Below are 15,172 nucleotides of genomic sequence, written 5' to 3'. Positions count from 1 at the left end.
GCCAAAATATTGCCGCTTTTTTGCCTTTCCATGATTCAGCGTTTACTTTTGGCAGCAGCATAGGCTAAGCATAAATCAAAACAACTATGGAGGACACCTTTTTGACCTTAAAAACCAGTTCAGAGGGCTTATACAAAGAAAAAGGAAGTAAGTTTTTGGCATTTGCTTATCCAGTCCAAGATGAAGAAGAGATCAAAGAGCGATTGGAAGCATTGAAAAAAAAGTACTATGATGCGCGTCACCATTGCTATGCCTACATGTTGGGCCGTGAGCAATCCCAGTTCCGTGCCAATGATGATGGAGAGCCCAACCATTCAGCCGGAGATCCTATTCTCGGGCAGATCCGCTCACACGAGCTCAGTGATGTACTGATCGTCATCATCCGTTATTTTGGCGGCACCAAGTTAGGCGTAGGCGGGCTGATCACGGCTTATAAAACCGCAGCAGCAGAAGCCATCGCCGCAAATGAAATCATTACGGCCGTGGTCACCAAAAAGGTTCGCTTCCATTTTGATTACCTCGACATGAACGATGTCATGCGACTGATCAAAGATTACGACTTGGAAATCATCAAGCAGGACTTTGACAATACCTGTAGCATTACCCTGAGGATAAGGGAAAAACATTGGGAGGAAGTAACCGGCCGCCTGGAAGAGATTCCTTCGTTCAAGAAGATTGATTAGAAAAGAGCGGATCCAAATATCCTTTGCTGTACAGTTCGTTGAAAACCTCCAAACAGGCCCACGCATCGGTAGCTGCATACAGCTGCTGCTTTGGCGTAAGCTCTTCCGCTTCCCAGTTGGATACCTGTTCCGACTTTGAAATCCGGATATTGAGCACCATGGCGCTCAGGTTACGAACGCCTACATTGTGAAACCCTACTTTCTTCAGTTCTTCGTTCAGGTCAAAGAAACTTGCTTGGCGAAAAGATGGCTCCAGTTTTTTCAGGGCCTTGATATCATCTCTTACTGCTGCACCGATTTTTACCTGATTGGGATCTTCCAACAGGCTACGGACAGAAGTGGGAAACCCCACATGGTTCAGGCGAAACAAAAAAGCCCTTTCCGGTGTGGAAAGTTGCAAAAGGGACACATCATGATGCACTCCTTTTTTAAAAGAAGGTCGCGTTTCGGTATCGAAACCAATTTTGGAATATTTCTTCAGTTCTGCTACTGCTTCCGGTACCAATTTTTCATCTTCAATCAAGACTATATCTCCCTCAAAATGTCCCAATGGAAGCTCATTCACCTCGTCTTTACTAATTTTATATGGAATCATACGGCCAGTTCTTTTTGGATTTCTCTCATTTCTTCTTCAGAATAATAATTGATACCAAGCTTTAGGTATCCGTACAAAACAGTCATAAATGGACTGATGATGTTAAAAAAACAATATGGAGCATAGGTCAAGGTGGCCACGCCGAGCACGGAAGCTTGTGTGGCACCACAAGTATTCCAAGGCACCAACACGGAAGTCACAGTGGCACTATCCTCCAGGGTCCGGCTCAGGTTTTCCCCCTTTAAGCCCCTTTTTCTATAAATGTCTGAATACATCCTTCCCGGAACCAATATCGCCAAATACTGGTCAGAAGTAGTAAGGTTAAAGAAAACACATGTCGCAGCCGTAGAAGCAATCAATGAACCTAAGGAATGCACCTTCCTGATGACTGCCTCAGCGATCACTTGCAGCATCCCACTTTCTTCCATCACCCCTCCAAAGATCATTGCGGTGATGATCAGCCAGATGGTGAAGAGCATTCCTGCCATGCCACCGGTGGACAGCAGCTCATTTACCATTTCATTTGAAGTGGTTACGCTTATGTCTCCATAGAGGGACATCATCACGGCCTTGAAGGATTGGTACATATATCCAGCGGTCGGTTCACCAGCAATACCTTCTATGATCTGCGGTTGGAAAATTACGGCAAACACCCCTCCTAGCAAAGCCCCTGCAAGCAAGGCTGGCACAGCAGGCACTTTTTTGATGATCATGCCCAACACCAACACCGGCACGATAAATAGCCAACCACTGATGTTAAATTTTTCAGAAATCACTTCAGAAATCCCTCTCACCTGATCCACCGATCCGCTCACATCAATGGTAAAACCCAACACCCCAAATATGATTAAGGTAATCACGATCGATGGCACGGTAGTTTTGGTCATGTGACGGATGTGGGTAAACAAGTCCGTTCCTGCCATGGCGGGGGCCAGATTAGTGGTATCCGAAAGCGGTGACATTTTATCCCCGAAATAAGCTCCCGATATAATTGCCCCAGCGATGACACCCTCTTCAAACCCCAAGGCTTTCCCGATCCCCAATAAAGCTACACCTACCGTGGCCACCGTGGTCCAGCTACTTCCCGTAGCAATGGAAACAATGGCACTTACCACACAGGCAGCCAACAAAAATATTCCAGGACTCAGGATCTTCAATCCATAATAAATCATGGCCGGTACAATCCCGCTCAACAGCCATGTCCCCGCCAATGCTCCAATCAACAACAAAATCAAAATGGATGGCATGGCCGCTCCAATGCTGTTAACAATGCCTTTCTGCAGGGTATCCCAGCTAATTTTCAACCTGAATATTGCAATCAATGAAGCGACACATGAGGAGAGGATCAGCACCATCTGGTTAGATCCGGATAAACTATCGGTCCCAAAGACCCGGATGTTAATGACCAATAAAATAATTAGAAATAAGATGGGAATCATCGCCTCCCCAAGGCTTGCTTTTTGATGAGGTTTCGTCATTGATATGGATTTACAATAAAATGAATCCTAAAATTAACAAAAATTATCATTAATTCAGTCCCCTAGTAAACTAGCTAACTCTTTTCCGGTTTCCCACCCTAACGCAACCCCCATCCCTCCGAGCCTAACCCCTACTGCCACACGGGGATTAATCTGGCGTAAAATAGGCTTCTTGGACTGCCCGAATGCCATGGTACCGGACCATTCCATCTCCCAAGAGACGGGATTTTCAGGCGAAATAACATCTTTTGTCAGTTGCTGAAGATAGGCTTTAATATCTTCGTTTATGCCCCTTTCAGTAGTGGTTTCATCTTCTTCAGAAACATTTCTTCCTCCGCCCAGCAAAAGTCTGCCATCCACATTCCTAAAATAAACATAGCCCCTTTCCATATGGAACGTACCTTGCAGTCGAAGGTCTTTAATAGGCTCACTGACCATGATCATCCCTCTGCCTGGCCGGATATAATCGTTTACCTCCGGAAGCAATTGGCCAATAAAAGCGTTGGAACAGAGTCCCATCAACCTGCTTTGAAAAACAATTTCCTCGTCATAATAGGAGCGAACATGTGCCCGGCAATTTTCTTCATCAAGTCTGATCACTTCAGCTCCAGTGAGCATTTGGATATTTAACTCCCGACAGCGTTTCCATAGGCACTGGATATACTTGGCAGGATCCAGCTGCCCTTCAAACCGGTTCCGCACCACATGAAGCACCTCGTCCGAAAAGCCAAAAACCTTCGGATCGGCCACTTCTTCAAATACATCTCCACCAAATACTGAACTGAGGAGGGCATTGATACCTTCCACTTTTTCCATGTAATGTGCTTCCTGCTTCCTGATCAAGTCAAAGCCACCACAAGAGGAATAATCAATCGCCTCATCACCGAAAACACTTCTGATATTTTTGATCCCCATCCTTCTTTTGGTGACCAGTTCGAACGCTTCATCTTCCTGATAGTTTTCCAAATCTTCGGCTATCTCGCTCAAACTTCCAAAACAGGCAAACCCTGCATTTCTGGTACTGGCCCCACTGGGAAACACCCCTCTTTCCAATACAAGCACTGATCTTCCTGGATGCTTTTCCTTGTAATGAATGGCTGTCGACAAGCCCACAAATCCGGCTCCCACAAGGATTAAATCATATTGAATAAGGTTCTTCTTCTCCCAATAGCTTAACATATTTATCTTATTTAGTGCCTTTTACCTGAAGAATTGTTAAATTATTGATCCAGCTTAGGATTGTTTTTTTACCCTTGAGATCATGGCGCAAACTAACTTAAGAAAAATTGATCAATTATTAGAAGAATATGGCGTAAGCCACCAAAATCAAACCAATAAAATGATCCATTGGTTTTGTGTTCCTGCAATATTCTTTAGCGTGGTAGGCCTCATTTACAGCATCCCACCTGGCCCTATCGGCTTTTTACAAGATCATTTGGGAGCCTTTGCCAATTGGGCGACCATCGTATTGGTAGTGGTCTTGTTTTATTACTATTCCCTGTCTCCACCGCTGGCCTTGGGGATGTTTTTATTTGCTGCCCTTTGCCTATTCTTGGCCAATTTTATCACCATTGTTTTCCCTTGGCCATTGTGGGCGGTATGCTTGGTTATTTTCCTGTTTTCTTGGGTTCTGCAGTTTTATGGCCATAAAATTGAAGGGAAAAAACCATCATTTTTAAAGGACATCCAATTCCTGCTGATCGGCCCAGCTTGGTTGATGCATTTTATATATAAGCAACTTGGACTTTCCTATTAAACGTAATTCTCCGCTTTGGTAGGTGAAAATCTGGATTGTTATTGTATTTTTAAAAAAGCTTTTTGAACACCTCAATGCGTTTATATGATTTCGACAATATTAGCTTCGGCTGAAATCCCCATGTTACCTGAAATTGTCATCATCTTTGGATTGGCGACATTGGTAATCATGCTATTTACTCGGCTAAAAGTACCTACCATCATCGGTTTTTTACTTACCGGCACCATTGCAGGCCCCTATGGATTATCCTTGGTCAATGCTTCCGCCACGGTGGATGTACTCAGTGAAATCGGCATTATCCTGCTCCTTTTTGTCATTGGAATGGAATTTTCACTCAAAAGCCTCATGTCCATCAAAAAGGCGGTTTTTGTCGGCGGATCGCTCCAGGTATCCCTCACCATTTTAGCTGCTACCGTTACGGCATATTTCTTTGGATTTGACTGGAATGTAGCGGTGTTCTTTGGCTTTTTGCTCGCCCTGAGCAGTACGGCGATTGTGCTCAAACTGCTGCAGGAAATGGGACAGGTAAACAACCTTTCCGGCAAAACCATTTTGGCCATATTGATTTTTCAGGACATCATCATTGTCCCCATGATGCTGTTTACGCCCATGTTGGCGGGAGAGTCTGACAATGTCCTGCTTTCCTTGTTTTTTATGGCCGTAAAAGGTGGCTTAGTCATTCTTTTCACCATCCTTTCAGCCAAATACCTCATCCCACAATTACTCTTTTGGGTAGCCAAAACCCGAAATGAGGAATTGTTTCTCCTGAGCATCATCGTCATCTGTTTCAGTGTCGCATTTCTTACTTCATTATTGGGACTATCACTGGGACTGGGTGCCTTTTTGGCTGGATTGATCATCAGCGAATCCGAGTACAGCCATCATGCAACCGGGAAAATACTACCCTTTAGGGAGATTTTTCTCAGTTTCTTCTTCGTATCCGTTGGGATGCTATTTGATGTCACTTTTCTCTTTTCGCATATTGAAATCATCATTGGCATCTTGGTGCTGGTATTAGTCTTTAAATTTATCATGACCGTTGTCGCAGTACGCTCCATTGGAATTGACTTTAAAGAAGCTTTTATCGTTGGTTTTTCCATTTTCCAAATCGGGGAATTTTCGCTCTTGCTTGCACAGGAAGGCGTGGAAATTGGCTTGATTGACCAAAACCACTATCAGTATTTTCTGGCAGTATCCATTTTGACCATGGCCATCACGCCCTTTGTCATCAAGAACAGGGAAAAACTGGCCTTCAAAATGTTGGATGCTCCGCTTCCACAGAAACTCAAAACGCACCTTAGCACGTCCACTGGCAACATCTCCATGGCCAATATGGAAGGGGAGGAATTGTCGGATCACTTGGTCATCATCGGCTATGGTCTCAATGGCCGCAACCTTTCCAAAGCCGCCAAAAGGGCCAAAATCCCCTACGCGATCATCGAAATGAACCCTGAAACCGTTCGGGCTGAAGGGGAAAAAGGAGAACCGATCATTTATGGTGATGCCTCCAATGAAATGGTGCTTAAACATGTGAACATCCACTTGTCCCGAGTGGTCGTCATCGCCATTTCCAATTCTGATGCTACCAAGAGCATCATTACCGCCATCCGGCTCCTCACCCAGAATGCCTCCATCATCGTCCGTACCCGCTATGTCAATGAAATATCTGCTAACCTTTCCATGGGTGCCAATGAAGTCATTCCTGAGGAATTTGAAACTTCCATTGAGATTTTCACGCGGGTACTGAACAAATACCTGATCGCTAAAGATGATATTGAGGACTTCACAGAAGAGGTCCGGTCGCACAACTATGAAATGTTCCGAGCCACCCAAAACAGAGGGCGGGATAGGCTAAATATCGATCTGCCAGAAATTAATTTTGTCTCGCTAAAAGTAGATCGGGATAGTGGCCAATACATTAACAAACCGCTCAAAAAGGTGAATTTAAGAGAAAACCTCGGCGTCAGCTTGGTTGCCTTAAAAAGGGAAGGCCAAACCACTTCTCATATTGATGGGGATACCAAATTGAAATTTGGTGATATCGTATACGTGGTAGGAAAACCAGACGGGCTCAGTGAATTTGAGAAAGCCATTGGTGAAAAGGATCGATGAACGCAAATGAGACGTATCGGAAGTGCAATTAGTCCTTACGGCAAATCATGTGGCTTTTCAGCCTTCTCCGAAAAGATTGCTGAAAGCCTTTCCAGTGACTGTTGATTTTGGATGCTACCGATGCAGTCCAATATATCACGCTTTTCTCTCGCTGTTAGTCGCCAGTTTAAGGATGCCCGTTGGACATCCAGGTCTTCGCTTTCTACTTCACCCGTCAAGTTGGTGGTCCTTTGCCGCTCTAGAAAATCTTTGGTAGAGTATTCAAATTCTATCCGGTCAAGTTCAAATCCCACTTTAGCTTTCATGTAGTTGAACATCGTTTCGTTATTGATCGTCTGCACATTATCCCAGTTTACATAAATGTTTTTTAAAGGCGTTATCAGTTTTTGCATGATCGTAGGAGGTGTCTTCTTCTCGATTTCCAAGTTCTTTTCGGAATCCCTAATGGTGACCAAGACCACCCCGGCCGTGTTGGCTTCCATCCAATCCTCAAAAACGCTGATAAACCGTAAAGCATCCTTCACCCCAAAATTATCCGACAAACCGGAATCCATAATTTCCATTTGGGGATCAGAGGGCAATTGGATATTGGGCGTGACAAAGGGAAACGTCGCCCCCATCCGCAACGCACTGATAAACCTCAAGTTTTCAGCATCCTGATGGTGAAAGAACCTTAAAAAATCAATGGCCTGGCTCTTTTCATCTAAGGGCATGTTTGAGTTTTCAGACACGCACAAATAGCTCACGTGGTGAGGAGAAATGTATAGTTTTCGTCCGTCGTTAACGATTAGCGGTGCCACTGGCATCATCGGAATTTTTGCGTGATATTCCGGACTTGCATACGCATGGAGCGGCTTATCCAAAACACCACCGGTATTTTTATTCAGCTGATTTTCAAAAGCAAAGCCTCGATCTTTCAAATAAAACCGGTCATGGTATTCCACGTATTGATTTCTGATCAACAGGTCATTGACCATTAAAGTGAAAATAATTGGATTAAGATTATCCGAAGATATCTGTTCGCGGTATTCAGAAGAAGCCAACTGGATTGATGGATCTTGCAGGGACCTCAAGTACAATTCCCTGAAAAAAGCTGCTCCCACTATCCCTCCTGAAGCTCCAGTAATCAGCTGGGTATGGGGCATAAACCTCCCTTCACTGTGCACATGCATCTGCTGCAGCACATGTAAGGTCCATAAGGCAGCCCGCTGCCCTCCCCCACTACAGGCGATAAGCAGCATTTTGGGAGGTTTGTCCTTTGGAAACTTCGCCCGCCAATTGTCCAGAATTTCCAAGGTCTTCTCTTTGTCCTTCTTCAAGGTATCCGGATGGAGAAGCGCCTGCATGCGGTGCAGGTTATAAGGAGCCTTTTCCACCTCATAATCCATTCCAAGGGCCGTATGAGGACGGTTTAACCACGGTGTTTTGGAACTTGCATTCAACAGGACAAAAAGCAAAATGACCACAAACGTCGACCAACTTCGCAACCAGAAGGTGAGCGCTCCCACCATCAGGGTCAATATGGAAAAAATCAACATGACACTCATGGCGGCTGGAAATTGCAGGAACTCATATTCCCTGAAAAATCCTAAAAACAGTATTGTAAGGACCAAAACCACACCAATGATCACCAAGTTCAAGTGATTCTGATCAAATACCTTCAATAATTTATGTCCCTCAAACCTGGCCAAGTCTTCCCTTACCTTTTTAAATTTCAGGTTGATATCGAGGTAAGTATCCACGGTGTCTTTGGCCAGCTTCCGATCCTTGTAGCGCTTGATGACATTGGCACGGGACACATTTACTTTCCTGAGCCGCTTGTCCAAGCTATCGGTAAACATCACGAAAAAATCCTTATTGGTCAGGGCAAAATATCCAAACATCATCAAGTACATCAATAAACTCCCTCCCGCAAAACCAAGTAAATACCCCATTATGCCCCAACCGTCCTGGCTGATATTATCCAACTGAAAGGCAATCACACTAAAAATATAGACCAAATAAACCACCAGCGGGATGAGGCTGTTGTTGACACAGAACCTGATAAAAGGCCTGGACAATGTGGCTAGAAACTGGAACCTGGCCGCATCCATGATGTAAGTGGTCATATGGAAAGCCATGGTGAAAATGGCAAAGCCAATTCCCATCATAAAAAATCCGAGCCAAGAGACCTTATTCAGGTATTCGGGATCCAAAAACAAATATGGAATCCCCAATACCTTTCCGAAATCACCCAAAAATATCAGCACCAGCAAAACCCAAATCCCCACCAATGCCATGTTCTTTTTCAGGTGAAGTTTAAGCAATAATATCGGAAAACTGTGTAAAACACGATTCCTCATAAATGGTATATTTTATAAGTTAATATACATTTTTTTAACGGATTGTGAAGCATCATCGAAATTTGGACAACACTAAACAAATGACGAAATCTAATGTTCAAGCTCCTGGTATTTGTGGTATCGCCCATGTTAAAACAGTGAACTTGAGATTACTCGGGGTTGGCACTGAAAGGGCATCTTTTCAATAGCCAAGGGTATGTGCTATCCTTCCCTGAAAACTTACTGAAATATATCTCCAAAAAACATGTCCTGATCCAACTATTCCCAACTGACTACTACATGGATCCTCTCCTAAATCACCATTTAAACATCCACACAAATCCCAAACTATCCTATTCATCGTGATGGCCCATTCAGCGATTCTGCTGTGCATCAGCAGGCTTGTCAAAATATTAAATTTTTCTATTTGGGCTTTCTTGATTAGGTGTTACCTTAGCCATCCGAATAGCAAAAAGAAGGAAAAAATGAGAACTTGGTTTTTGTGTAAAGTAAAATACGCGAAAGAAAATGAGCAAGGGCTGCTAAAAAACGTATCAGAACAATACCTTATCGATGCGGTATCTTTTACAGAAGCAGAAGCCCGCATATATGACATGCTGGGAAGTGTCATTCGAGGAGACTTTCAGGTTACCAATATCAGCAAGAGTAATATCGTAGATGTATTCTTTTATGATGACATCGACCTGTGGCACAAGTGTAAAATCACCTATGTGGTGGCCGATGCAGACAGTGGAAAAGAAAAGAAGGTCACCCAGTACATGTTGGTTACCGCGCATGATGTAAAAGAAGCCTATGAGCGGATCCACGAAAGTCTTAGCAACATGCTGGTGACTTTCCGTGTCCCCGATATCAATGAAAGCCCCATCGTGGAAATATTCCCTTATGAAAGCGAAGACGAGGAATTATTACCTCCTCCACCTTCCCACCTTAAGCCTGTCAGCGAAGTGAAAGCTGATCAAGCCCGCAGGGAAGAAGTCCGTGCCGAGAATCAGCAAAACCATACTTCCGAAGAAGAGGAGGAAGGGCCTGTAGAAGATGAAGCCCCTATGGAAGAAAATCCTTCCGAAGAGGAGATCGAAATAAAGGAAGAAGCAAATGAAGAGGAAGATCATACGGAAGATCCAGAAGAGGACAAATAATCTTTCGCCTGATCAAAGAATTTAATCTGCAAGACCGCTTTTTTAGCGGTCTTTTTTTACCTTGAGAAATACTAGCCTACCCAGATTCCGGCAAAGAGTAATTATAATATTAAACCTCCTCATCATCAGCTGGCAGACTACTGCTTCCAGTTCTATGTGACAGATAGAAAAGAACACCACCCGTCGAAGTGAATATCCCAATTCACAAACATTTTGATTTTCTTGTAGTTTTAAACCTCTTTTATCTCCGTAGGCGATTCCTAACGCAGAAATAGCGTAAATCACTAAAGCCTATTGCTCATTTTTTTTGCATATTTGTTTACTGCTTGAAATAACCTCAATTTTACCCTATGAAAATCCAGCTTTTGGTAGTTCTGCTTTATGTAGCCGCATTCTTTTCCTGTAATCCTGAAAAAGACCATGCCACCTACAAAATTGGTTTTTCTCAGTGTGTAAGTGGTGATGCGTGGAGAAGAGCCATGCACCAAGAAATGTATCGTGAACTCAGCTTCTACCCTGAACTCTCGCTCGAAATCAAAGATGCCAAAGGAGACAATACCACTCAAATCAGACAAATCAGGGATTTTTTGGACGAAGGCATTGACCTACTGATCGTATCCCCAAATGAATCAGAACCCATCACCCCAATTGTGGAAGAAGCCTTCCAAAATGGTATACCGGTAATCGTGATAGACAGGAAGATAAGTTCAAACCTCTATACTGCTTATGTCGGTGGTGATAATTATGATGTGGGGCATACCGCTGGACAGTACATCAGAAACCTCCTAAAAGGTCAAGGACGCGTATTGGAGATATGGGGACTCCAAGGAAGCTCTCCTGCAAAGGAAAGGCATAGAGGTTTACTAAAAGGTTTTCAGGATTCGGAAATCGAAATCGTTACCAGCATCAAAGGTGAATGGGAAAAAGACACCGCTAAAAACAGGCTGAAGCAGCATCTCCAATCTGGCACCATCCCGGAATTTGACTTGGTATTTGGGCATAATGATGTAATGGCCATTGGCGCACATGAAATTTGCAAAAACCTAGATATCGTTCAAAAGAAGTTTATCGGTGTAGATGCTCTTCCTGGTCCTTATGGTGGAATCCAAGCCGTAACTGATGGAATATTGGACGCCACGTTTCTTTACCCTACCGGTGGCGATATTGCGATTGAAATCGCACATAAGATCCTATCTGATGAACAAGTAGTAAAGGAAAACATCCTCCAAACTGCAGTAGTAGACTCTACCAATATCCGTATTATGAAGCAGCAAACGGATAAAATTATCGACCAGCAAGATAATATCACTAGACAAAAGCAGCGCATTGATGTTCAAATGGAGATTTACAAAAACCAGCGTACCTTTCTTTTCGGATTTGGCCTGACACTTTTTGTAGCCATTATTTCACTCGCTTATGTCTTTAAATCCCTCCGTGAAAAACAAGAGATCAATGAAGAGCTGAAAAACAAAAACGATGAAATCCTCCAACAAAAAGACAAAGTACTCAGCCTCTCCAAAAAGGCGGAAGAAGCCACCCAACAAAAGTTTGACTTTTTTACCAATATCTCCCATGAATTCCGCACACCGCTAACCCTCATACAGGCTCCAGTAGAAGACCTGTTGGCCAATAAAGATGCTGCCCCATTTAAGCCTGATCTACAGCTCATTCGTAAAAACACCATGCGCTTACTGCGATTGGTAAACCAGCTCATGGACCTGCGAAAAATAGATCATGCCAAGATGAAGGTAAAAGCCGTGGAGCAGGAACTCATTCCATTTTTACAGGACATTCTAAATTCCTTTGATAAAACTGCTCAAAAACATGACATCACGCTACGGCTATTGGCAGATAACCGTAACTTAAAAGTTTGGTATGATCCCATGATGCTGGACAAAGTAATGTTTAATCTCCTATCAAATGCCTTCAAGTTTACGCCTATTCACGGTAGTGTTATCGTAAAAGTCACTGAAAAGCCTCTTTCCAACAAGGTGTGCATCCGTGTGGAAGATACAGGATCTGGTATGTCACCAGAAGATACTAGCCATGTTTTTGATCGTTTTTATCAAGGAGAAACCTATTCTGCCGCCGGCAGCGGTATTGGTCTGGCACTATCAAAAGAACTTATCGAGCTCCACCATGGAGAAATCTGCTTAGAAAGTACGCTTGGCAAAGGCACTTCCTTTGAGGTGGTGTTACAAATGGGGAAAGCACATTTTAACGAGTCCGAAATGCTTAATGGCACGGCAACCCAATATTTCTCCGAAGAGAACATTGGCATTTTGGAAGAGGTAACTCCCAAAATATCTAGGGACACGCAGGAAGAAAAAGAGCAGACACTGCTGATCATTGAAGATGATCAGCAGATACGACAATACCTTTGCCAACAGCTTTCCGCCCATTACAATATCCTGGAGGCAGAGAATTTTGAAGTTGGTATCGCCAAAGCGCTGGACAAACTCCCTGACTTGATCACTTGCGACCTTATGCTAAAGCAAGGAAGTGGCTTTGACATCATCAAAAAGCTAAAGGATGACATCAGGACATCCCATATCCCTATCATCGTCATTACTGCAAAAAGTTCTTTGGATGAGCGGATTGAGGGAATCAAACTTGGCGTAGATGACTATATCTCCAAACCTTTCAGCTTTACATTGTTACTTGAACGAATCAAAACACTACTTGCCAACAGGCAGAAGTTAAGGGAGCATTACCTCCATGAACTCCCCATAGAGAAATCCAAATCCTCGGGAATCTCAACCGATAAAAAGTTCATCAATGCCTTCAATGCAATCATAGAACAACACCTCAGCGATCCTCAGTTTGGTGTGAACACCATTTGTGATGAAATTGGGCTTTCACGCGGACAACTTTACCGTAAAGTAAAATCCATGCTAGGATACAGTGTGAATGATTATATCAACAGAGTGCGCATGAAAAAAGCCAAGCGCTTACTGGCTGAAAATGATACCCCGATTGCTGATATAGCTTTTCAAGTAGGTTTCTCCACTTCAGCTTATTTTTCTACTGCTTTTAAAAACTATTTCGGAAGCACCCCTTCTGAATTTAGAGACCAATGCAAAAACAGCTAATCCTAAACGCATTTATCCTTCATCCCATCACCCAACCATGGGTAAAAAACGAACAGAGGTTCATCATCGGCTTCCATGATCACCATTATTCATCTTAAGCATATTTCAGCTTGGCCTCTCTTCAGGTTACCCGAATCAAGATTTAAGGCCCCCTCTCAAAACACCTCCCATCCCGTCAGCAAAAAGCACTCCTCTCCCCTTCCATCTAGCCAAACAATCTCTTGAAAAAATCAAATTATGACGATGTTTTAAAATGGATTTTCACGTGACATTTTGTTTTTATTCATCTATCAGCCCAACCCTATTGATTGAGCAGCCCCGATTTCTTATAAAAAACGATACAATTTTAAAAATTTGAGACAATATTGAAACAATCTCGTGTCTTTGTTTCCTTCCAAAATCAGGCTTAAATCCACCGTTAAACTACTTTTCCATCCCCGTTCAGCTTGTAATCTGAAATTATAAAATTTTGGGACAGGATTAAAACATATTTCCTCTCATCCTACCTAGATTGAGATCAATGGCTCATGATAATCTCCATGAATTTTCTTGTGCTAATAGTAACAGTAAAACTCAAAAACCGTGAAGAACCTCACCACTTATTACGCATTTATTGTATCCCTCACCGGATTTCTATTCGGTTTTGATACTGCTGTAATATCGGGTGCCAATTTACCACTCAAGGCACTTTGGCAAACCTCTGATTGGTTCCATGGCTTTTTCATCATGTCCGTAGCCTTGTGGGGCACAGTGATCGGTGCATTACTGGGAGGAATCCCCTGTCACCACTTGGGTCGAAAAAATACTTTATTCTGGATTGGGGTGATGTTTTTGGTGTCCGCTTTAGGTACTGCATTGGCAACAGACCCATTTGTGTTTTCTTTTTACCGTTTTGTCGGTGGAGTAGCCATTGGTGCCAGTTCCATTGCTGCCCCTACTTATGTGTCAGAGATTTCCCAGGCCTATCAAAGAGGTCGTCGTGTAGGTCTTTACCAAATCAATATTGTCTCAGGGATTTTAGTGGCCTATGTTTCCAACTACCTTCTCCAAGGTGTAGGAGACCACAATGATTGGCGCTGGATGCTAGCAGCAGAAATAATCCCTGCGATCATCTACCTAGCTTTTATTTTGGACATACCCGAAAGCCCCCGCTGGTTGATCCTCAAGCAAAAGGATGAATCAGCTGCACAAAAGGTACTCAAAAAGATCACTACAGGAAAGATAGATCAGCTATTGCTTTCCATCAAGCATGATTCACTGCGTTCAAAAAAGATGAAACTTTTCTCTGCCAAAAACCGGCTACCACTTTTTCTGGCTGGTATCATCGCGATATTCAACCAACTCAGTGGTATAAACTTCATCCTGTACTATGCACCCGAGATCATGGAAAAAGCAGGTTTTGTAACGACCACCTCATTATTGGGGGCTGTATGCATAGGATTCACCAATTTAATATTTACCCTGATCGGCATGTCTCTGATCGATAAAACCGGCAGAAAGCAACTGATGCTCATCGGATCCATGGGATATATCATCAGTTTAGGCTTGGTCAGTTACGGATTTTATGACAGCTCATCTCCTCTATTCATCCTGACGAGTATCCTCATCTTTATTGCAGCACATGGCATTGGACAAGGAGCGGTTATATGGGTATTTATCTCAGAGATTTTTCCAAACAAAGTCCGAGCGATGGGCCAGTCTTTTGGTGCGGGAGTGCATTGGGGGGGCGCCGCCATGATTACACTCTTTGGTGCCGTGTTGATCGATACCTTGATGCCATTTCAGATTTTCATGGTGTTCATGGCACTGATGATACTTCAATTTGTTTTTGTCTGGCGCTATATGCCCGAAACCAAAGGACTTGAATTAGAAAATCTCCATTCAAAATTAGCTCAAAAACTATATGAAAAATTTCCAAGCGATCACAAAACCTAAAACACAATTAACCTAAAAAATTTACATGACAAACCCATTT

The 15,172-nt window shown here is 43.2% G+C and carries 10 protein-coding genes; 6 read left to right on the top strand and 4 right to left on the bottom strand.

From position 1 onward, the window contains the following. The first annotated feature begins 86 nt into the window (after positions 1-86). The gene (locus ECHVI_RS13750) at positions 87-683 is read left to right on the top strand and encodes an IMPACT family protein (protein ID WP_015266610.1); all 597 of its coding nucleotides are present in this window, start codon (positions 87-89) and stop codon (positions 681-683) included. Here the strand turns inward: ECHVI_RS13750 and ECHVI_RS13745 are convergent. The 3 genes from ECHVI_RS13745 to ECHVI_RS13735 are packed head-to-tail and all read right to left on the bottom strand — an operon-like array spanning position 667 to position 3,935. Beyond that, the gene (locus tag ECHVI_RS13745; protein WP_015266609.1) at positions 667-1,278 is read right to left on the bottom strand and encodes a 3'-5' exonuclease; all 612 of its coding nucleotides are present in this window, start codon (positions 1,276-1,278) and stop codon (positions 667-669) included. The genes ECHVI_RS13750 and ECHVI_RS13745 overlap by 17 nt on opposite strands. Continuing rightward, the gene (nhaC, locus tag ECHVI_RS13740) at positions 1,275-2,756 is read right to left on the bottom strand and encodes a Na+/H+ antiporter NhaC (protein WP_015266608.1); all 1,482 of its coding nucleotides are present in this window, start codon (positions 2,754-2,756) and stop codon (positions 1,275-1,277) included. Before nhaC ends, ECHVI_RS13745 begins: the two co-directional genes overlap by 4 nt. Positions 2,757-2,810: 54 nt before the next feature. Next, positions 2,811-3,935 carry an NAD(P)/FAD-dependent oxidoreductase gene (locus tag ECHVI_RS13735; RefSeq protein WP_015266607.1) on the bottom strand — a complete coding sequence of 375 codons (1,125 nt, stop codon included), beginning with the start codon at positions 3,933-3,935 and terminating at the stop codon, positions 2,811-2,813. An 82-nt stretch (positions 3,936-4,017) separates the two neighbouring features. Here ECHVI_RS13735 and ECHVI_RS13730 point away from each other — a divergent pair, with 82 nt between their 5' ends. Beyond that, a complete protein-coding gene (locus tag ECHVI_RS13730; RefSeq protein ID WP_015266606.1) occupies positions 4,018-4,512 on the top strand; it encodes an Mpo1 family 2-hydroxy fatty acid dioxygenase in 495 nt (164 codons plus the stop codon). Between the two features lie 84 nt (positions 4,513-4,596). Beyond that, positions 4,597-6,624 (top strand): monovalent cation:proton antiporter family protein, encoded by a 2,028-nt coding sequence (locus tag ECHVI_RS13725; protein WP_041738674.1) that lies wholly within the window; start codon positions 4,597-4,599, stop codon positions 6,622-6,624. 35 nt (positions 6,625-6,659) lie between these two features. Here ECHVI_RS13725 and ECHVI_RS13720 read toward each other — a convergent pair whose 3' ends face one another. Continuing rightward, positions 6,660-8,966, bottom strand: a complete 2,307-nt coding sequence (locus ECHVI_RS13720) for a patatin-like phospholipase family protein (RefSeq protein ID WP_015266604.1) — start codon at positions 8,964-8,966, stop codon at positions 6,660-6,662. 464 nt (positions 8,967-9,430) lie between these two features. On the opposite strand from ECHVI_RS13720, the gene ECHVI_RS13715 reads away from it, so the two are divergent. The 3 genes from ECHVI_RS13715 to ECHVI_RS13705 all read left to right on the top strand — a co-directional run bounded on the left by ECHVI_RS13715 (position 9,431) and on the right by ECHVI_RS13705 (position 15,132). Then, a complete protein-coding gene (locus ECHVI_RS13715; RefSeq protein ID WP_015266603.1) occupies positions 9,431-10,105 on the top strand; it encodes a DUF4494 domain-containing protein in 675 nt (224 codons plus the stop codon). A 350-nt stretch (positions 10,106-10,455) separates the two neighbouring features. Further along, positions 10,456-13,197, top strand: a complete 2,742-nt coding sequence (locus ECHVI_RS13710) for a hybrid sensor histidine kinase/response regulator transcription factor (protein ID WP_015266602.1) — start codon at positions 10,456-10,458, stop codon at positions 13,195-13,197. Between the two features lie 582 nt (positions 13,198-13,779). Next, entirely contained in the window at positions 13,780-15,132 is a 1,353-nt protein-coding gene (locus tag ECHVI_RS13705) for a sugar porter family MFS transporter (protein WP_015266601.1), read from the top strand. The last annotated feature ends 40 nt before the right edge of the window (positions 15,133-15,172 follow it).

The organism is Echinicola vietnamensis DSM 17526, assembly GCF_000325705.1.
Taxonomy (GTDB): domain Bacteria; phylum Bacteroidota; class Bacteroidia; order Cytophagales; family Cyclobacteriaceae; genus Echinicola; species Echinicola vietnamensis.
The sequence above is the reverse complement of the archived record's forward strand: the minus strand, read 5'-3'. Positions and strand labels throughout refer to the sequence as shown.